Origin of the sequence: Streptomyces sp. enrichment culture (assembly GCF_964272895.1) — a bacterium.
Classification (GTDB): domain Bacteria; phylum Actinomycetota; class Actinomycetes; order Streptomycetales; family Streptomycetaceae; genus Streptomyces.
In genome coordinates this window covers 331,649-349,126 of sequence record NZ_OZ186832.1, presented here as the reverse complement: position 1 = coordinate 349,126, position 17,478 = coordinate 331,649, and the positions used below count along the sequence as shown (strand labels likewise).

The window sequence follows — 17,478 nt, the reverse complement described above, 5'->3', positions numbered from 1 at the left end:
CTTGCTCATGCGTCATACGTTCTCAACGGTCCGACATGCGACTGAAGTGGGGCGTTCACAATGGTCTGGATGGGCGGTGGGGTGGTGACCGTCCTTGTCTGCCGCCACCGCCGTCAGCTTTCTGCCGCCATCGCCGTCAGCCTTCTGTCGCCACCGCCGTGAGCTTTCTGTCGCAACTGCCGTCAGCGCAGTGACTGCACGGCGTAGAGGGATCCGAGGACGGTGGCCAGGGCGCCGAGCAGAAGACGCAGTGCCGTTTCGGGCAGCCGAGGCCCCAGATGCGCCCCGAGGTAGCCGCCGATCAGCCCGCCGAGGCCGCAGGCCAGACCGAGGTACCAGTCGGGGGCGATGTCGCCGGAGCCCGTCAGGGACAGCAGCGCGAAGGTCGCGGCCCCGGTGACGGAGGTGGCGAACGTGGAGGCGAGGGCGGCCGGTGCCACGCGGGCGACGGGCATGCCCCGGCCGACCAGCAGGGGGCCGAGCAGGGAGCCGCCGCCGATCCCGTAGATCCCGCCGACGACCCCTACGACCAGGGCCAGTCCGGTGAGGGCGCGGGGCGAGGGTTCCGCGGTCGGGGCGGGCCGGGCGGGCCGGAGGGTGCGCCCGATGAGCCACAGGCCCAGTGGTGTCAGCAGAGCGGCGACCAGAAGGCGGAAGACGGTGGCCCCCGGGACGGCGAAGACCCGTATCACCACGCCGATGAACACGCCGGGCACAGCGCCGGTCACGAGGCGGCGCGTCAGCGGACCGTACAGCAGGCCCTCGCCGTGGTGGCGCAGCAGGGCGCCGGGCCCGGCCACCACGTTGTACAGCAGATTGGTGGGCGTGACCGCCGGACTGGGCACCCCGAGGACACTCAACTGCACGGGCAGCAGGAACACGGCACCCGACACCCCCACCGGCGCGGTCACCACCGCGATCAGCAGGCCCGCCGCCAGCCCGGCCGGCACCGTCGCCCAGGTCACGGCAGGCCCCCGATGCGCATGTCCGGCGTCCCTGCCTCCCGGTCAGGCGGGCAGGACGAACGGAGGGTGGGCGCCGTTGAGGAAGTACTCCCCGACATCGCGGAGCCGGTGGGCGACGGGCTCGTACAGGGTGTGGGCGCGGGCGTTGCGCCAGAACCGGTCGAAGCCCAGCCGTGCGGAGGCGGGGCGGGCGCCGATGATGTCGAGGGCACGGGTGGTGGACTCCTGCGCCGCCCTGGCCGCGGCGGTCTCGGCCATGGCCACGAGGGCGGAGATGTCCGCGCACTCGTCGTAGGTGAGGTCTTCGCCACGCTCAAGGCCGCCCCGCACGGCTTCCAGTGCCTGATCGGTGAGTGCCGACGCGGAGCGGGTGAGGACGGTGAGTTCTCCGTAGGCGGTCTGCACCTGCGGGTCGTGCGGGGTACCGGCCGGCCAGGCGGGGTGCCAGGGTGCGTGGCCCGTCCTGCTGTACTCACGGGCCTCGGCGAGCACCCCCTCGGCCATGCCGAGAAGGAGCTGGGCGGAGAAGAGGCGCCCGACCGGAGATGCCAGGGCGGCCCGTGGCGACAGCAGGTCCTCGTCCGCGGACAGGGAGCCGAGCACGTCGTCGGCACCCACCGGTACGGCGTCGAACTCCACGCTGCCTCCGGCCGCGAGCCGCTGGCCGAAGGTGTCCGCGTCGCCGTCGACGACCACACCGCGATGGGCGGGATCCACCACGACGGCGAACGGTTCCCCCGTGTCCTGCCGCACGGCGCGCACGGCGAGACGATCGGCGACCAGGACCCCGGTGGTGTAGCTCTGCCGACCGTCGAGCACCAGTCCCCTGGAGGTCCTGGCCAGCATCAGGGGCGGCTCCTGACGCGCGAAACCGCCGCCCCAGCACCACTGTCCGGCTGCGGACCGCTCCTCGGTCTCCGCGGCGAGAGCGGGCCCGGCGAAGAATCGGGCGCTCCACGACAGGAAGTAGTGACAGCCGAGCAGTTGAGCGATCGCGCCGTCGGCCGCGGCGATCTCCCGGACGACGGCGTAGGCCGTGGGCCAGTCCGGGCCGCCTCCCTGGGGCTCGGTCGGCGTCAGGAGCGTCAGCAGCCCCGCCTCGCGCAGCCGGGACACCTCCTCCACCGGGGCCTTGCCCGCCTGCTCCCTGGCCGCCGCGTCCGTGGCCAGGTCCTCCGCCGTCTCGCGGGCCACGTGCAGCCAGTGCGCTCGGCCGGGGCCGGGGCCGGGCCCGGTGCGGTCGGACGGCGAGACGGGGTGGGACGGCGAGACGGGGTGGGACGGTGCGGAGGCAAGGCCCATGGAAGTGGTCTCCTCAAGATCGGCCGCAGGGCGCGGCGCCGGAGCCGGCCTGCTGGTCGGGCACGTACTTGTAGCCCACGCGCCGAACGGTGACGATGCGGTGCCGGTGCGCTGCGCCCAGCTTGCGGCGCAGGCGGGCGATGTGGACGTCCACGGTGCGGCCGTCGCCGATGTGGTCGTAGCCCCAGACGGCGGCCACCAGCCGCTCACGGGTCTGCACGGTGTGGGGATGCCGGACGAGATGCGCCAGCAGCCCGAACTCCAGGTAGGTGAGGTCGAGTTCGCGTCCGTCGACCTCGGCGACATGGCGCGCCGGATCGATGCGGACGGCGTCGTCCGCCGTCGGCAGGACCGGGGCCGGGGCCGGGGCCGGGGCCGGGGCGGCGACCCGTCGTATCTCGGGCCGCGGTCTGTCCTTGGCGAAGAGCTCGGTGGGATCGGTGCCCTCGGGGACGAGCACGAGGTAGCCGACGAGCGGTGCGGACGTGTGGCCCTCGGTGGCTCGCTGGGCGATATCGCCCACCAGGCGAAGACGCGGTGTGTCGGCGGGGAGCGGATCGTGGGGGGTGGCCTGGGCCGGAAGTGCCGTGGTCATGGCGGTTGTCCCTCGGAAGGTGTCGGGCCGTCAGGCGCAGGGGTGAATGCGCCTGATCGCCTGTGAAGGGGGGAGGAGCGGAGTGGCTACGGGCGACGGTGCGCGTCGTGTGCCTTACGCGCGGCAGCAGGCGGCACTGACGACGTGACCAAAGTCGACATGCCGACGACGAACGAGTCGTTGCTGCGTACGGGACATGCTCATCATCCTGCGCACCCTCCGCGGACGCCGTCAAGGCTTCCCTAGTAATCCAGTAGGGAAAGTAGGGAAGTTCTCACACTCTGAGAGGCCGGCCGTCCACCGGAGACGTAGCCGTGTCGGCGTCGGTGGCGTTCAGGGCCCGCAGGAGCGCGCGGGCGACCGCGTCGTTCTGGCGGAAGACCGGCGCGTCGGTGCGGGGGCGGGCGAAGGCGGCGACGGCCCGGCTGTTGGTGGGGGCACCGAGGGCGATGCGGCGGGGATGAGGGCTGCCGAGGGACGGGTCGATGACGCGGCCGTCCGCGGGGGAGACGGCGAGCAGGCCGGAGCGGTGGGTGCGGGTGGGGTCGGCGATCACCTCCTCGGCGAGGGCGCCTTCCCGGTGCAGGCCCCGCAGGAGCGGGTCCTCGGCGCGGGTCAGGGAGGGGGTCGGCAGGTACGCCTCGACGAGGGCGGTGGCGTGGACGGTGTGCCCCGGCACGGTGGGGCCGGTGGCGGTGAAGGTGCCGGTGCTCTCGTCGGTGCCGATCCTGATCCCGGCGCCCAGGAAGCGGACGATCCCGGCCCTGGACAGGGCCAGCAGCTGGCGCAGGCGGAAGCCGGGCGGGCCGGAGGCCAGGAAGCTGAAGAAGCCGTGCCACCAGCCGTCGAGATGCTCGGCGACGGAATGCGCGGTCAGCCGTCCCGCCGCGACCAGGCGGGGCAGGTGCCCGTAGACCGAGAGCAGGGCGAGGAACGCCCCGAGGTCGGCGCTGAACGCCGGGTCCTCGCGGCGGGCGACGTCACGGGCGATGTGGTCGCGCAGGTGGTCCTGAAGGGCCTGAGGCGTGGCGAACGCGAGGCCCTCCAGCGGGCGGTCCAGGGCCTCGAAGTCCAGGCGGTCCACCGGGTCGGGCACGGCCGTGGCGACGAGGGCCGCCATCTCGGCGTCGTACCAGCCCAGGCGGTCGTAGGCGGCGGCGAAATCCGGCCAGGGCAGGGCCGTGCGCTCGGGGTGGGCGTGGAAGAGCTCGTGGTAGTGGCCGTAGCCGATCTCCTTGGCCATCAGCGGCCACACGTCGCGCCGCAGGTCCAGCGGGCGGCCCTCGGCGAGCAGCGCGTCGACCGCCTCGGGCCCGAAGTGGCGCGGCAGGGGAGGCCGGGGGCCCCGCAGGCGGTAGCGGGTCTTGGCGTGGTAGGGCACCCCGCGCCGCGAGCCGACGTGCAGGACGGGCTCGCGGCCGGACGGGAGGTAGGTGAGGGTGCCGTCGGCCTCGGTGCGGTAGCTGCCGCCGCGTCCCTCGGTGAGCAGCACCATCAGGTCGATGAAGGCCAGTCCGAAGCCGCGCAGGACGACGTGCTCGCCGGGGCACAGCGCGGACAGGTCGGCGTCGGCGGAGAACTCGGGCGGCAGGTGGAAACGGCCGTGCCGGCGCGCGAAGGCGGCGTGCTCCCGGTGCTCGGCGGCGGGAGTGGAGCCGAGGTGTCCCTGGGCGAGGACGACCAGGTCGGCGGTGAGCGGGGTGGCGCGGCCGGCGAGGTGCACCTGCTGCGGGCCGTCCGGGGGGCCGGTGACGGCGGTCGCGGTGGCGGGGTGCCACTCGACCGTGACGGCGGGCGGCAGTTGGGCCAGCACCCTGCGGAACACCCAGTCCAGATAGGCGCTCTGGACGCGGCGGGTGGGGAAGTCGGACCCGTCGAGGGCGCGCAGTTCGGCGAGCACCTCGGGGTCCGTGGGTTCGGCGTACGGGGCGTGGCGCGGGCCCCGGCCGGAGAACTGGGCGGCCCACTCGGCGAGGGACGGGCCCGGCTGTACCGGTCCGTCGATCGTGGAGGACTCGTCGGTGAACATGGTGACGTCCTCGGCCATGGAGTTCATCCGCAGCAGCGCCGACTGCTCATGGCGCCATATGCGTCCCGGGCCGGGCGGATGCGGGTCCACCAAGTGGATGCGCAACTCCCGCGGCTCGTCCCACAGTTGGGGGGCGTTGGCGGCGATCCGCTCCAGCAGGCCCGTGGCGCGCGGGCCCGCGCCGACGACGACCAGGACGGCCGGGGAAGGGGTGCTGCTCACCGGTCACCGCCGATCGCCGGGCGGGCGTCGGCGGCCGTGGCCGCGCCCAGTCGGTGGCGTACGGCGGTCAGGTGGCCGCGCAGCCGTTGCAGCGGGGTCGGCGGCAGGGCACGGGAGTCACCGCGCGCGTAGTACCGCTCGACGTAGAACTGGCCGGCGCCGAGCACGGTGGTGACCGCGATGTACCAGAGGGTGGCGACCATCAGCAGCGGGATGACCTGGTAGGTCTGGTGGTAGACGAGCTGCACCGAGTACAGCAGGTCGTGCACGGCCAGCACGCTGACGATGCTGGTGCCCTTGAGGGTGCCGATCAGCATGTTCCCGGCCGTGGGCACGATGGAGCGCATCGCCTGGGGGACGACGATCCGGCGCAGGGTGCGGAGTCTGCCCAGCCCGAGGGCATGGGCTGCCTCGGTCTGCCCGGAGTCCACGGAGAGGATGCCGCCGCGCACCACCTCGGCGGCGTAGGCGGTCTCGTGCAGGGTCAGGCCGACGACGGCGGTCAGGGTGGGCCCGAGCAGATCGACCGTCTCGACGGTGAGGAACTGCGGGCCGAACGGGATGCCGAGGCCCAGCGTCGGATACAGGGCGCCGATGTTGAACCAGAACAGCAGCTGCACCAGCAGCGGCGTGGACCGGAAGATCCACACATAGCCCCAACTCAGCGTACGCAGAACGGGGTTGGCCGACAGCCGCATCACTGCGAGCACGGTGCCGAGCAGGAATCCGAGCACCATCACCACAGCCGTCAGCCACAGGGACAGCAGCAGTCCGTCGAGCACGGCGGCGGTGGTGAAGTACCGGCCCACCACGTTCCACTGGAAGGCGTCGTTGCGGACGACGGAGTTGAGCACCATCGCGAACAGCAGCAGCGCGACCGCAGCGGTCAGCCACCGGCCGATGTGCCGGCGCGGCACGATCCGCGGCAGGTCGGGGCCGGGCGCGCTCGCCCGTTTCACGGGTTGTGCCGCAAGGGTCGGCGTGACTTCGGAAGACATGACCATCGAAAGGCTCTCCGGGGGAGGGATCGCAGGCGTGAGTGACCACCCGGTGGCACGCGCGGGGAACGCGGCGGCACAGGCGCTGCGTGCATACGGTGCGGCCGGGGCTCGGCGTCGTCACATTCGCCGCGTCCCTCAACGCGGCCGGGAAGGCTGCCGCGCAGGGCGGGGCCGATCCGCTGCCGATCGTATGTGCCCAGGGCATCGATGTGTCAACAGCGCCCCGAGCAGGGCCGGTCCGGACGGTCCGGCATCCGGGCGCTGCTTGACGAGCGCCACGATGTACTGCTCAATTGGTCGCATGAACGCCCAGCAGCGCTTGGTCTCGCGCGACCACATCGACTTCGGTCGAGTGTGGTCCGCCGCGTGTTGCGCCTGACTCGGCAGCGGGCCGTCCGACCGGCCCTTTCCCTCCCTCGGTGACCCCGTCGCGGGCCGAGTTCTCTTCCCACGCGCGCTGCCGCAGCTCCACTTCTCCTGACGCCCGACGTCGTCACGACCGCACCGACCCGTCCGTCTGACGGTCTGTTCACTCCTGCCCGCACGCACAGCGGTTCCACCGTGCCCGCGTGCCGCCGCCATCCCCGAAAGGCCATGCCCATGCCCGTGGAGTTCCTCGGCATCGCCGCCACCAACGACGGCTCCGAAACCACCCCCCGCTCCGGCGCCGCGTTCGACAAGGAGTACACGCTCCGGCTCGCCCGCGCACACGAGGACCACGGCTGGGACCGTGTGCTGTTCGCCTACGGATCCGGATCCCCGGACCCCGCACCGGCCGCCGCGTACCTCGCCGCCAGGCTGGAGCGCCTGCAGATCCTGCTCGCCCACCGGCCCAACGTCTCGTACCCGACCTTCGCGGCGAAGACCTTCGCCACCCTCGACCAGATCAGCGAGGGCCGGCTGACCGTGCACTTCATCACCGGCGGCAACGACCACGAGCAGCGCCGCGAGGGCGACACCCTCACCAAGGACGAGCGGTACGCCCGCACCCGTGAGTACATCCGGATCGTCAAGAAGATCTGGACCACCCGCGAGCCCTTCGACCACGAGGGCGAGCACTACCGCTTCCACGACTTCGTCAGCGACGTGTTCCCCGTCCAACAGCCCCGCCCGGACCTGTCGTTCGGCGGCTCGTCCCCTGCCGCGTACGCCGCCGGAGGCGCCGAGGCCGACATCTACTGCCTGTGGGGCGAGCCCCTGGCGAAGACCGCCGAGCAGATCGAGAACGTGAAGGCCGCCGCGCGGGCCGCGGGCCGCACCGACGTGCCCCGCATCCAGGTCGCCTTCCGTCCGATCATCGCCCCGACCGAGGAACTGGCCTGGGAGAAGGCCCACCGCACGGTCGGCGCGATCAAGGCCCGCAGGGACAGGGGCGAGGCGGTCACCAAGCGCCACAACGGGCACACCCAGCCGCAGAACACCGGATCGCAGCGGCTGCTCGCCATCGCCGAGGCCGGCGAGCGCTACGACCGCGCCCTGTGGACCCCGACCGCCGCCGCGACCGGCGGCGCGGGCAACTCCAATGCCCTGGTCGGCACGCCCGAGACCGTGGCCCAGGCGCTCCTCGACTACTACGACCTCGGCGTCGACATCCTCTCGGCCCGCGGCTACGACCTGCTGGGCGACGCCATCGACTTCGGCCGGTACGTGATCCCGATCGTCCGAGAGGAGGTCGCCAAGCGCGACGCCGAGCGGGCGGCACGCGGAACGCAAACCCTCGCGGAGGTGGGCGCATGACCGCCACGCACGGGCAAGGCGGCCGGCCTGCGGGCCTTCGTCCCATCGGAACCCGCCTGCGTATCGTCGCGGCCGTCGCGCTGCTGCCCGTGGCGCTGACCGCCTGTGGCTCCGGCGGCATCTCCGCCCCCACGCCGGCGGGCGCTCAGGCATCTCCCGTGCCCACCGACGACCCGGTCGCCGCCGTGCACAAGGTGGACTCCGCCGCCGCCCTGCTGCCCGCCGACGTCCGCGAGGCGGGCACGCTGCGGGTCGGCAGCTCGGTCGGATTCCCGCCCGGAGCGTACTACCCGAACGGGCAGGACAAGCCGCCCGCGGGCCAGGACATCGACCTCGCCGACGCGGTGGCCAAGGTCCTCGGCGTGAAGCTGGAGCGGCAGGACGCCTCGTTCGAGACGATCCTGCCCGCCCTGGGCAGCGGCAAGTACGACTTCGGCACCGGCAACTTCGGCGTCACCAGCGAACGCCTGAAGACCGTCGACTTCGTCACCTACATCAACGACGGCCAGGGCTTCGCGGTGAGGAAGGGCAACACCGAGCTCACCTCGAAGGTCACCGACCTCACCCAGCTGTGCGGGCTGACCATCGGCACCGGAGCCGGCACCACCTTCGAAGCGACCCTCACCGCGCAGAAGGGCGTGTGCGCGAAGGCGGGGAAGAAGCCGTACGACGTGAAGGTCTACGCGGAGAACGCGGCCACCCTCACCGCGCTCCAGCAGGGCCGGATCGACGTGATCATGTCGACCATCAACGGCCTGCGCCACCAGGCGGCCCAGCCCGCCTCGCAGACCACCTTCCTCGGCGAGTTCCACCGCCTCGACGTCGGCTTCGCCTTCAAGAAGGGCTCCCCCCTCACCAAGGCGTTCCAGGCCGCCGTCAACGAGCTGATCAAGGACGGCACGTACACCCGGATCCTCCACAAGTGGGGCACCTCCGCCTCCGCGATCGACACCTCGCGGATCAACCCGCCCGAGCACACCTGAGAGTTGAGCAGGAACACCACCATGGCATCCCTCACCGACACCGCACCGCCCGGCGCGGCCACTCCGGGCACCGGCTCCGGGGCCCCGCCCGCCCCGGACGATCCGGCCTCCCTCAAGGTCGTCCCCGCCCGCCACCACGCCCGCTGGGTCGCGGCCGTCGCCGTGACCGTGCTGGTCGCCCAGTTCGTGCACGGTCTGGCCACCAACCCCGTCTGGGAGTGGGGCGTCTTCAGCGACTACGTGCTGTCGGAGACGATCGTCCAGGCGGTGTGGGTGACCCTTCAGCTCACCGCCTACGCCACCGTACTGGGCTTCCTCCTCGGCACCGTCCTGGCCTTCATGCGGCTGTCGCGCAGCCCGGTGCTGCAGACCGTCGCCTGGACCTACATCTGGATCTTCCGGTCCATCCCGATGATCGTCCAGCTGGTGTTCTGGTTCAACCTGAGCGCGCTGTACGAGGAGTTGGGCTTCGGCATCCCCTTCGGCCCGGTGTTCTGGTCCGTCGACAGCAACAGCATCATCGGCACCATGGGCGCCGCCGTCATCGGGCTGACGCTGCACCAGGCCGCCTATGCCGCCGAGATCGTGCGCGGTGGTGTCATCGCCGTCGACCACGGGCAGCTGGAGGCGGCCGCCGCGCTGGGCATCCCCCGGCTGCGGCAGATCCGCCGGATCGTGCTGCCGCAGGCCATGCGCGCCATCCTGCCCACGGCCGGCAACGAGATCATCGGCCTGCTCAAGGGCACCTCGGTGGTCTACGTGATGTCCATCGGCGAGCTGTTCTACCAGGTGCAGGTGATCTACGGCCGCAACGGCCGGGTGATCCCGCTGCTGCTGGTCGCCACCGCCTGGTACGTCGTCCTCACCTCCCTGCTGTCGATCGCCCAGTACTACGTGGAGCGCCGCTACGCCCGAGGCGCCGACCGCACCCCGCCGCCCACCCCGATCCAGCGCGCCCGCCGCTTCGCCCGCACCCTGCGCGCGGCCGCCGCCCGGCGCAACCAGCCCGTCGTACCCCTGAAGACCTTGGGAGACAGCCGATGAGCGAGGTGACGGTGGCCGTCGAGGACGCGACGCCGACGGTCGACGACGTGATGGTGGACGTCCACGGCGTCCACAAGAGCTTCGGCCCTCTAGAGGTGCTGCGCGGTGTCGACCTGAGGGTCCGGGCCGGCGACGTCACGGTGATCCTCGGCCCGTCCGGGTCGGGGAAGTCCACACTGCTGCGCACCATCAACCACCTGGAGAAGGTCGACAGCGGCTGGATCAGCATCGACGGCGAACTCATCGGCTACCGCCGCTCCGGCAACAGGCTGCACGAGCTGAAGGAGAAGGACGTACTGAAGCAGCGCACCCACATCGGGTTCGTCTTCCAGAACTTCAACCTCTTCCCGCATCTGACCGTGCTGGACAACCTGATCGAGGCCCCCGTCTCCGCACTGCGCCGCCCGCGCAAGGCGGCGGAGGAGACCGCCCGCCGGCTCCTCGACCGGGTCGGCCTCGCGGACAAGGCCGACGCCTACCCCCGGCAGCTCTCCGGCGGGCAGCAGCAGCGCGTGGCCATCGCCCGCGCGCTCGCCCTCGAACCGAAGGTGCTGCTCTTCGACGAGCCCACCTCGGCGCTCGACCCGGAACTGGTCGGCGAGGTCCTCGACGTCATCAAGGACCTGGCCCGCACCGGAACCACCATGATCGTCGTGACCCACGAGATCGGCTTCGCCCGCGAGGTCGCCGACACCGTGGTGTTCATGGACGGCGGTGTCGTCGTGGAGCAGGGCCCGCCCGCGGCCGTCCTGGACGCCCCGCAGCACGAGCGAACCCGCGCCTTCCTCTCCAAGGTCCTCTGACCGACCTCCACCCCTTCCCGCAAGCAAGGAGCACGACCATGTCCACCTCGATCACCCGCCGCACCGCCGCAGCCGCGCTCGGACTCGCCACCGCCCTCGTCCTCGCCGCGTGCAGCAACCCCGACGACGGCGGCACGACCGAGGTCGCGGCCGCACCGGGCGGCAAGACGAAGATCAACATCAGTCCCGACCAGAACCGCATCACCACCGACAAGGTCGACTCCATCGCCGCCGAGGTCCCCGAGGAGATCCGCAAGAGAGGCACCCTGGAGATCGTCGACTCCTCCGGCTCCGCCGCGCCGCTGACCTTCTTCGCCACCGACAACAAGACCGTCATCGGCGTCGAGCCCGACATCGCCTCCCTGGTCGCCGATGTGCTCGGCCTCAAGCTGCACATCAACACGGTGTCCTGGGAGAACATCTTCGTCGGCCTGGACAGCGCCAAGTACGACGTCGGCTTCAGCAACATCACCGTCACCGAGGAGCGCAAGGAGAAGTACGACTTCGCCACCTACCGCGAGGACAACCTGGCCTTCGAGGCGAAGAAGGGCAGCGGCCTGAAGATCACCGGGCCCGAGGACGTGGCGGGCAGGACGGTCGCCGTGGGCAGCGGCACCAACCAGGAGAAGCTGCTCATCGAGTGGAGCAAGGAGAACGAGAAGGCCGGCCGTCAGCCGGTGGACATCAAGTACTACCAGAACGACAGCGACACCTACCTCGCCCTCCAGTCCGGCCGCATCGACCTCTACCTCGGCCCCCACCCGACCGCCGCCTACCATGCGGCCACCACCGGGAAGACAGAAGTGGTCGGCACCTACTCCGGCGCCGGCTCCACCCTCCAGGGCCTCATCGCGGCCACCACCAAGAAGGACAGCGGCCTGGTCGAGCCGCTCGCCGACGCCCTCAACCACGTCATCGACAACGGCACCTACGCGAAGGTGCTGGAGCGCTGGGGCCTGTCCGACGAGGCCGTGACCAAGTCCGAGATCAACCCGCCCGGCCTGCCCAGGACCAACAAGTAGCCGACCGCGGGGTGCACAGGCCGCAGACACCTGCGCACCCCCGCGCGTGTACGCAGGAACTGGCCGCACTCATGCGCCGGCCACCGCCCTCGGACACCTGGAGCTCGTCCGCAACCGGGACCTGTCCGCCTACGACCCGGACGGGCCGCTCCCCGACATCGCCCCGGACGTCAGCGACCGGCACATCGCCAGGGCCGCGCCCGGGGCCGACGCGAGCGACGGCTTCCTCCTCGTCCCGCACCTCACCCCCACCGGCCTCGACGAGTTCGCCGACAAGGCCGTCCCGCTCCTGCGGGAACAAGGCGTGTTCCGCACGGAGTACGAGGGCCCCGCCCTGTGCGACCACCTCGGCCTCGCCCACCCCGACGACATCCGTGACGAACGGGCAGCGTCGTGAAGGGGTCCGACCGCCGTCCGCATCCGACCCGACCCCGAAAGGTCCTCGCATGGCCACCGTCCTGTCCGTCTCCGGAAGCCCCTCCGCCACCTCCCGCACCGCCCGGCTGCTGCGCCACCTCGACGACCGGCTCAGGGCCCAGGGGCACGACGTCCTCCCCTTCGACGTCCGTACGCTCCCGCCCGAGGCCCTGCTGCACGCCGACTTCCGGCATCCGGCGATCGTCGAGGCCACCGCCCTGTTCGAACGGGCGGACGGGATCGTGATCGGCACCCCCGTCTACAAGGCCGCCTACTCCGGGCTGCTGAAGGCGCTGCTGGACCTGCTCCCGCAGTACGCGCTGGTCGGCAAGACCGTCCTCCCGCTGGCCACCGGCGGCACCACCGCCCACGTCCTGGCCATCGACTACGCCCTGCGCCCCGTACTGAACTCCATGGGGCCCGCCCACATCACGCCCGGCTGGTTCACGCTCGACCAGGACATCAGCGTGGCCGACGACGGCACCCTCACCGTCGCACCGGGCCCCGCCGAGGCCCTGGCCCAGGTCACCGACCAGTTCTCGCTGGCGCTCGGCGGCCGCCCGACCCTGCTGGCGGCCACCGGATGAGCGCCGCCCGATTCCCCCCATCGGAAGCCCGCGTGTCCCTCACCTTCCACTGGTTCCTGCCCACCAACGGCGACAGCCGCCACGTCGTCGGCGGCGGCCACGGCACCCCGGTCACCACGACCGGCGGCGACCGGCCGCCGACGGTCGCCTATCTGAGCCAGATCGCCCGCGCCGCCGAGGAGTTGGGCTTCGTGGGCGCGCCCGAGATCCCCGGCGCCGGTGCCGAGGGCGGCGGCGACGAGAGGCCCGGTCGCCGCTCCGACATTGAGCGCGACGGCCGCGTACGAACCGGCCATGGTGGGGGCGCCCTCCGCCGCGCGGGCGCGCTACCGGACCCGCCTCGTCGGGGCCCGCGCATTTCCGGGGCCGTGCCGAGCGAGGCGGTTCACTCCGTGTCGAGCTGGTGGTCGGCCCAGACATAGCTCTCGGGCAGCAGGTCCCTGATGGCGACGGTGCGGAGGGCCTCGCCCGCTCCGACGACGACCTTGAGGGCGGGGAAATAGTCGAGAAGGGCCTGACGGCAGCGGCCGCACGGGGGAACGACCCCGCGGTCGCGGTCGCCCACGGCCACGACGGTGTCCAGTTCGTAGACGCCCTGGGCGGCCGCCGCGCCGATGAGCACCAGCTCGGCGCACGGACCTCCCGTGAAGTGGTACGCGTTCACGGCGGTGACGATCCGGCCGTCCGGGGCGCGTCCCGCGGCGGCCACGGTGTGGTTGTCCCCGCGGCAGCGCGTGCGGGCGACCTGGGCCGCGGCCTGGACGAGTTCGTGGTCGACGTGCGGGAGCTGCGCGGTCATCTTCTTCTCTGCCTTCGAAGGGGGGTCAGCCGAGGCTGACGCAGGGGACGACGGGTGCGCAAGCGAGTATCGAACGACAGGCCGGGCTCCCTCCGAACGGAAGGAGCCCGGCCACGTGCCAAGACGGAGGCGAGACCGCCACAGGGCTGCCCTTCGGCGCCCTCGCCCATGGGCCTGCGACAGGCTCAGCCGGAGCGGCGGCAGGCCAGCCAGGTCACGACGGCCGCGGCGCCCGCGGCGGCGAGGAGCAGGTTGCGGTGGTCGCGGGCCAGCTGCGCGGCCTGGGCCGTGGTGTGGCGCACCGGCTCCGGCGCCTTGTCCTCCCACAGCTGGCCGGCGTGCGCCGCGCCCGCGCGGGCCTGGTCGGCGGCGTGGGCGGCCTTGTCCTTGAGCGGATCGGGCAGCTTGTCCTGCGCCCGGTGTGCCAGGTCCGCGGCCTTGGCCTTCATCTCCCCGGCCTGCTCACCGGCCTGTTCCTTCAGCTTGCCCGCCTTGGCGGCGGCCTGTTCCTTGAGCTCGGCGGCCTTGTCCTGGGCACGGGCCTTGACGTCGGTCTTCGCCGCCAGTGCCTCGACGGTGTCACCGAGCTCGGCCCTGGTCCGCTCGACCTGTTCTCGCAGTTCCTCGGGGCTGGAGGTGGTCTGCTCGTCGTGGGGCGGCTGGGTCATCGGTGTGCACTCTCCTTGATCGTGGCCACATCGGCCTTGACGTTCTCGATCGTCTGCTGGGGCGCCGGCGGTGCGGCCCGGTCGACCTGCTTCTTGCCGCTCATGGCCATGACCGCGGCGATCACGCCGAGGACCGCGGTGACGATCAGCGCCGCCGCCCACACCGGCAGCGGGACCGCCAGCGCCGCGATCGCGGTGGCCACCAGCGCCTGGAGCATCAGAAAGCCGACCACCGAGGCACCGCCGAACAGTCCGCCGCCCTTGCCGTACCGCTTGCCCTTCTCCTTCATCTCCGCCTGCGCCAAACGCAGTTCCCCGCGCACCAGCTCCGTCAGCTGCTGCGAGGCCCGCTGCACCAGCTCGCTCACCGGCTCCTGTCCGGCACCGTGCGCCTGAGGTCCGCTAGCCGTGCGGTGCGACTGTGTGCTCGACACGACGATCACCTCCCATCGGGGTCGTCCCTGCTCACCGGTCCGCCCTTCGGCGTCCCCGGCGCTTGCCGATCGGGCGAGTACCCACAACGGGCCGGTTCAGGTGCCGGGGACCGCCGTGGCTTCCGACCGGCCGTCGCCAGGGGCTCCGGGCATCACGCCGCGTGCCGGTGGCGGCCCCGCCGCGTGTCCGGGCGGCGGCCGGCGCGGAGCCGGCCCGTGCCGGGGACCAGCCGCAGAGGCCGGTCCCCGGCACGGCGCTCGGCGGCGGTGTGCCGACCGGCCGTACGACGGTCCGCGGTGCGCCCGTCGGCCGTGTGGTGGTCCAGGGCCTGGCGGTCGGCCGTGTGGTGGTCCAGGGCCTGGCTGTCGGCCGTGTGATGGTCCCCGGCGTCGCTGTCGGCCGTGTGGTGGTCGGCGGCCTGGCGGTCGGCCGTGCGGCCTCCCGTGGCGGGTCCGTGCGCCCTGCGGCGGTCCGCGGCATGGCGGGCCCCCCGAGCCTCGTGGGACATCCAGTCCTCGACGCGGTCGAGCCCGTAGAGCATCAGACCCAGCAAGGGCAGCAGCAGCACAGCGACGGTGATCACCCCACGGCCCCTTCCCGCGGACCCGGACGCGGACGACAGGGGCCGGGTGCCCCCCAGGGCCCGGCGCATCGCCCGGCCGTGTGAAGGTCCGGTGAGGGGCCGCCAGCCGCCCCCGCCCGATGGCCTCAGCGTCCGGAGGGCAGATCCTGCTCCGCCCAGACGACCTTCCCGGTCGGCGTCCGGCACGCCCCCCAGCGCCGGCACAGCATGTTGATCAACTGGAGTCCGCGGCCGCCCTCGTCACTGAGGTCGGCATGCTGGATCTGCGGCAGGTCGGGGCCGGTGTCGGAGACCTCCACCGACAGCCGCTCGTGCCGTACCAGCCGCAGCTCACCCGGCGCGTGCCCGTAGCGCAGGGCGTTGCCCACGAGCTCGCTCACCACCAGTTCGGTGCTGTCGACCAGGTCCTCCAGCCCCCACTTCGTCAGCAGGTCACGCACCGTGCGACGGGCCTGCGAGGCGGCCGACCCGTCCGAGGGCAGGGCGAGCACATACGCGTCCCCGGCCGGCGCCAGCGGCACCGTGCCCGCGATCAGCACGATCGCGTCGTCCGCGGGGTCCCCGCCCGCCCCGGCCCGGACCGCGTCGCAGACGGCCGCCGCCTGCGGCAGGGTCGCACGGGCGGTCCGCAGCAGATCGGCCAGCTGCGCGTCGACATCGGCCGTGCGGGACCTGATCAGCCCGTCGGTGTACAGCATCAGCCGCCCGCCCGGCCGCACCGCGCACTCGACCGGGTCGTACGGGATCACCCCGGTCCCCAGCGGCGCCCCGACCGGCACGTCCAGGAACTCCGCGGTGCCGTCGGGGCGGGTCAGCAGCGGCGGCGGGTGACCGGCGCTGGCGATGCGGAACGTACTGCCGCACGGGTCGTAGACCGCGCACAGGCAGGTGGCCACCTGGTCCTCCTCCAGGTCCCGCACGGCGAGGTCGAGGCGGGCCAGCACCCGCTCGGGGGCGATGTCGAGCGCCATCAGCGTCCGGGCCACCGTGCGCAGCCGGCCCATGGTCGCCGCCGCGGCCAGCCCGCGCCCCATCACGTCCCCGACCATCACCGCACTGCGCCCGCTCGGCAGCGCCACCACGTCGAACCAGTCGCCGCCGACCCCCGCCGGGTCGGTCGTGGGCGTGTAGCAGGAGGACACCTCCAGCCCCGGCGTGTGAGGGGTGGCCCGGGGGAGCAGGGTGCGCTGCAGCGTGACGACCTGGATGCGCTCACGCCCGTACAGCCGTGCGTTGTCGATGTACACGGCCGCCTTGGAGGCCAGCTCGGTGGCCAGGGCCAGGTCGGAGCGGGTGAAGGGGGGACGCCTGCCGACGCGGATGAAGTCGGCCAGTCCCAGCAGCATCCCGCGGGCCACCAGCGGGACCGCCATGTACGAGTGCACCCCCGCCCGGCGCAGCAGCTCCGCGGCCTCGGGGCTGGGGGCCACCCCGACGAAGTCGGCCGGGGTCATTCGGCTGATCAGGACCGGTCGCCGGGAGGTCAGGCACTGGACGCCCAGCCGCTGAGGGGTGTGCACGGCCAGCTGCCCCACCGGGTCGGGGGCGAGGTCCAGCCCCTCGATCTCGGACACCGCCATGGCCCGCAGCAAGGGCACCTCGGGGGCCTTGGTGCGGTGGCCCTCCTGGAACCGCAGGACCGATTCCAGCAGGTCGACGGCGCAGCCGTCGGCGAGTTCGGGCACCGTGAAGTCGGCCAGCTCCTCGGCGGTGCGGCGCAGGTCGAGCGTGGTGCCGATGCTCAGGCCGGCCGCGTTCAGCCAGGCCAGCCGGTCCCGCGCCGCCAGCACCTCGGTGACCGGCGCCAGGACACCGCGCAGCACCCGATGACCTTGAAGGAACCGCTGGACAGCGCCTGGCTGGCCGGCGGCCCGCTGTCGTGCGCACACGGCACCTCCATCACGTTCTCCTGTAGCCGATTCTGCCCGCTGCACCGCGACGCCGCCTGTCTCCCCGCCTGCGGGACCCCCGGATCCGTCCGCGCAGGACCCGCACCCTACGGCGGGGTGCCGGACCCCGCAACGCCGAGGACCGCCGCTGCGCACGTCGCGCCGCCCCGCACCGCCGGACGCCCCACCGTGAGGCCGGCCGCCCCCCGCCGCCGGCGTTCGAGCAATCCTCCAGGTGAGCTCCGGCCCCGGTCGCGGCGCAGGCGGGATCATCCCGTTGCAGGCTCCGTCAGCTGGACCGTGCGCCCACACTGCCCTGCTGGTTCTGTGCGGTGCACGCAGCCTCCGGGGGATCGGGTGCAGGACACCGAGGTAATGAGCGGTCGTATGTCACGAG

16 protein-coding genes and 3 pseudogenes are annotated in these 17,478 nt (G+C 72.6%); 8 read left to right on the top strand and 11 right to left on the bottom strand.

Features of this window, described 5'->3' with window-relative positions; genetic code table 11:
- Nucleotides 1-182: 182 nt before the first annotated feature.
- The 5 genes from ACSU6M_RS01455 to ACSU6M_RS01435 all read right to left on the bottom strand — a co-directional run bounded on the left by ACSU6M_RS01455 (nt 183) and on the right by ACSU6M_RS01435 (nt 6,117).
- Nucleotides 183-965, bottom strand: coding sequence for a TSUP family transporter (locus tag ACSU6M_RS01455; protein ID WP_437066290.1), 783 nt, complete (start codon nt 963-965; stop codon nt 183-185).
- Nucleotides 966-1,007: 42 nt separating this feature from the next.
- Nucleotides 1,008-2,267 (bottom strand): acyl-CoA dehydrogenase family protein, encoded by a 1,260-nt coding sequence (locus ACSU6M_RS01450; RefSeq protein ID WP_437066288.1) that lies wholly within the window; start codon nt 2,265-2,267, stop codon nt 1,008-1,010.
- Between the two features lie 13 nt (nt 2,268-2,280).
- Nucleotides 2,281-2,862 carry a winged helix-turn-helix domain-containing protein gene (locus tag ACSU6M_RS01445; RefSeq protein WP_437066286.1) on the bottom strand — a complete coding sequence of 194 codons (582 nt, stop codon included), beginning with the start codon at nt 2,860-2,862 and terminating at the stop codon, nt 2,281-2,283.
- A gap of 274 nt (nt 2,863-3,136) precedes the next feature.
- On the bottom strand, nt 3,137-5,113 hold the full coding sequence (locus tag ACSU6M_RS01440) for an FAD/NAD(P)-binding protein (protein ID WP_437066285.1): 1,977 nt from the start codon (nt 5,111-5,113) through the stop codon (nt 3,137-3,139).
- Entirely contained in the window at nt 5,110-6,117 is a 1,008-nt protein-coding gene (locus ACSU6M_RS01435) for an amino acid ABC transporter permease (protein ID WP_437066283.1), read from the bottom strand. Before ACSU6M_RS01435 ends, ACSU6M_RS01440 begins: the two co-directional genes overlap by 4 nt.
- A 597-nt stretch (nt 6,118-6,714) precedes the next feature.
- On the opposite strand from ACSU6M_RS01435, the gene ACSU6M_RS01430 reads away from it, so the two are divergent.
- The 8 genes and pseudogenes from ACSU6M_RS01430 to ACSU6M_RS01395 form a co-directional block, all read left to right on the top strand.
- On the top strand, nt 6,715-7,851 hold the full coding sequence (locus ACSU6M_RS01430) for an LLM class flavin-dependent oxidoreductase (RefSeq protein ID WP_437074961.1): 1,137 nt from the start codon (nt 6,715-6,717) through the stop codon (nt 7,849-7,851).
- On the top strand, nt 7,848-8,834 hold the full coding sequence (locus tag ACSU6M_RS01425; RefSeq protein WP_437066281.1) for an ABC transporter substrate-binding protein: 987 nt from the start codon (nt 7,848-7,850) through the stop codon (nt 8,832-8,834). The genes ACSU6M_RS01430 and ACSU6M_RS01425 overlap by 4 nt, the downstream gene beginning before the upstream one ends.
- A 21-nt stretch (nt 8,835-8,855) precedes the next feature.
- On the top strand, nt 8,856-9,878 hold the full coding sequence (locus ACSU6M_RS01420; protein ID WP_437066280.1) for an amino acid ABC transporter permease: 1,023 nt from the start codon (nt 8,856-8,858) through the stop codon (nt 9,876-9,878).
- The gene (locus tag ACSU6M_RS01415) at nt 9,875-10,681 is read left to right on the top strand and encodes an amino acid ABC transporter ATP-binding protein (RefSeq protein WP_437066278.1); all 807 of its coding nucleotides are present in this window, start codon (nt 9,875-9,877) and stop codon (nt 10,679-10,681) included. The genes ACSU6M_RS01420 and ACSU6M_RS01415 overlap by 4 nt, the downstream gene beginning before the upstream one ends.
- A 38-nt stretch (nt 10,682-10,719) precedes the next feature.
- Entirely contained in the window at nt 10,720-11,703 is a 984-nt protein-coding gene (locus ACSU6M_RS01410) for an ABC transporter substrate-binding protein (protein ID WP_437066276.1), read from the top strand.
- A 79-nt stretch (nt 11,704-11,782) separates the two neighbouring features.
- Nucleotides 11,783-12,100 (top strand): annotated as a pseudogene (locus ACSU6M_RS01405) (F420-dependent methylene-tetrahydromethanopterin reductase); the annotation flags it as partial.
- Nucleotides 12,101-12,149: 49 nt separating this feature from the next.
- Nucleotides 12,150-12,707: an NADPH-dependent FMN reductase gene (gene ssuE, locus ACSU6M_RS01400; protein WP_437066274.1), complete on the top strand. Its 558-nt coding sequence runs from the start codon at nt 12,150-12,152 to the stop codon at nt 12,705-12,707.
- Between the two features lie 32 nt (nt 12,708-12,739).
- Nucleotides 12,740-12,934, top strand: a pseudogene (locus ACSU6M_RS01395) (LLM class flavin-dependent oxidoreductase); the annotation flags it as partial.
- Here ACSU6M_RS01395 and ACSU6M_RS01390 read toward each other — a convergent pair.
- The 6 genes and pseudogenes from ACSU6M_RS01390 to ACSU6M_RS01365 form a co-directional block, all read right to left on the bottom strand.
- Nucleotides 12,884-13,021 (bottom strand): annotated as a pseudogene (locus tag ACSU6M_RS01390) (Cmx/CmrA family chloramphenicol efflux MFS transporter); the annotation flags it as partial. The pseudogenes ACSU6M_RS01395 and ACSU6M_RS01390 overlap by 51 nt on opposite strands.
- 71 nt (nt 13,022-13,092) lie before the next feature.
- Nucleotides 13,093-13,506, bottom strand: a complete 414-nt coding sequence (locus ACSU6M_RS01385) for a cytidine deaminase family protein (protein ID WP_437066272.1) — start codon at nt 13,504-13,506, stop codon at nt 13,093-13,095.
- Between the two features lie 185 nt (nt 13,507-13,691).
- Nucleotides 13,692-14,174: a DUF3618 domain-containing protein gene (locus ACSU6M_RS01380; RefSeq protein ID WP_437066270.1), complete on the bottom strand. Its 483-nt coding sequence runs from the start codon at nt 14,172-14,174 to the stop codon at nt 13,692-13,694.
- Nucleotides 14,171-14,542, bottom strand: a complete 372-nt coding sequence (locus ACSU6M_RS01375) for a phage holin family protein (protein WP_437074959.1) — start codon at nt 14,540-14,542, stop codon at nt 14,171-14,173. The genes ACSU6M_RS01380 and ACSU6M_RS01375 overlap by 4 nt, the downstream gene beginning before the upstream one ends.
- Nucleotides 14,543-14,760: 218 nt before the next feature.
- On the bottom strand, nt 14,761-15,192 hold the full coding sequence (locus ACSU6M_RS01370) for a hypothetical protein (protein WP_437066268.1): 432 nt from the start codon (nt 15,190-15,192) through the stop codon (nt 14,761-14,763).
- 125 nt (nt 15,193-15,317) lie between these two features.
- The gene (locus ACSU6M_RS01365) at nt 15,318-17,015 is read right to left on the bottom strand and encodes an ATP-binding SpoIIE family protein phosphatase (RefSeq protein WP_437066266.1); all 1,698 of its coding nucleotides are present in this window, start codon (nt 17,013-17,015) and stop codon (nt 15,318-15,320) included.
- Nucleotides 17,016-17,478: the final 463 nt, after the last annotated feature.

Excerpts from the sequence above, each read along its gene's own strand:
- ssuE (WP_437066274.1), top strand. The coding sequence starts at position 12,150 with ATGGCCACCGTCCTGTCCGTCTCCGGAAGCCCCTCCGCCACCTCCCGC.
- ACSU6M_RS01420 (WP_437066280.1), top strand. The coding sequence starts at position 8,856 with ATGGCATCCCTCACCGACACCGCACCGCCCGGCGCGGCCACTCCGGGC.
- ACSU6M_RS01445 (WP_437066286.1), bottom strand. The coding sequence starts at position 2,862 with ATGACCACGGCACTTCCGGCCCAGGCCACCCCCCACGATCCGCTCCCC.
- ACSU6M_RS01425 (WP_437066281.1), top strand. The coding sequence starts at position 7,848 with ATGACCGCCACGCACGGGCAAGGCGGCCGGCCTGCGGGCCTTCGTCCC.
- ACSU6M_RS01450 (WP_437066288.1), bottom strand. The coding sequence starts at position 2,267 with ATGGGCCTTGCCTCCGCACCGTCCCACCCCGTCTCGCCGTCCCACCCC.
- ACSU6M_RS01415 (WP_437066278.1), top strand. The coding sequence starts at position 9,875 with ATGAGCGAGGTGACGGTGGCCGTCGAGGACGCGACGCCGACGGTCGAC.
- ACSU6M_RS01380 (WP_437066270.1), bottom strand. The coding sequence starts at position 14,174 with ATGACCCAGCCGCCCCACGACGAGCAGACCACCTCCAGCCCCGAGGAA.
- ACSU6M_RS01435 (WP_437066283.1), bottom strand. The coding sequence starts at position 6,117 with ATGGTCATGTCTTCCGAAGTCACGCCGACCCTTGCGGCACAACCCGTG.
- ACSU6M_RS01410 (WP_437066276.1), top strand. The coding sequence starts at position 10,720 with ATGTCCACCTCGATCACCCGCCGCACCGCCGCAGCCGCGCTCGGACTC.
- ACSU6M_RS01385 (WP_437066272.1), bottom strand. The coding sequence starts at position 13,506 with ATGACCGCGCAGCTCCCGCACGTCGACCACGAACTCGTCCAGGCCGCG.
- ACSU6M_RS01430 (WP_437074961.1), top strand. The coding sequence starts at position 6,715 with ATGCCCGTGGAGTTCCTCGGCATCGCCGCCACCAACGACGGCTCCGAA.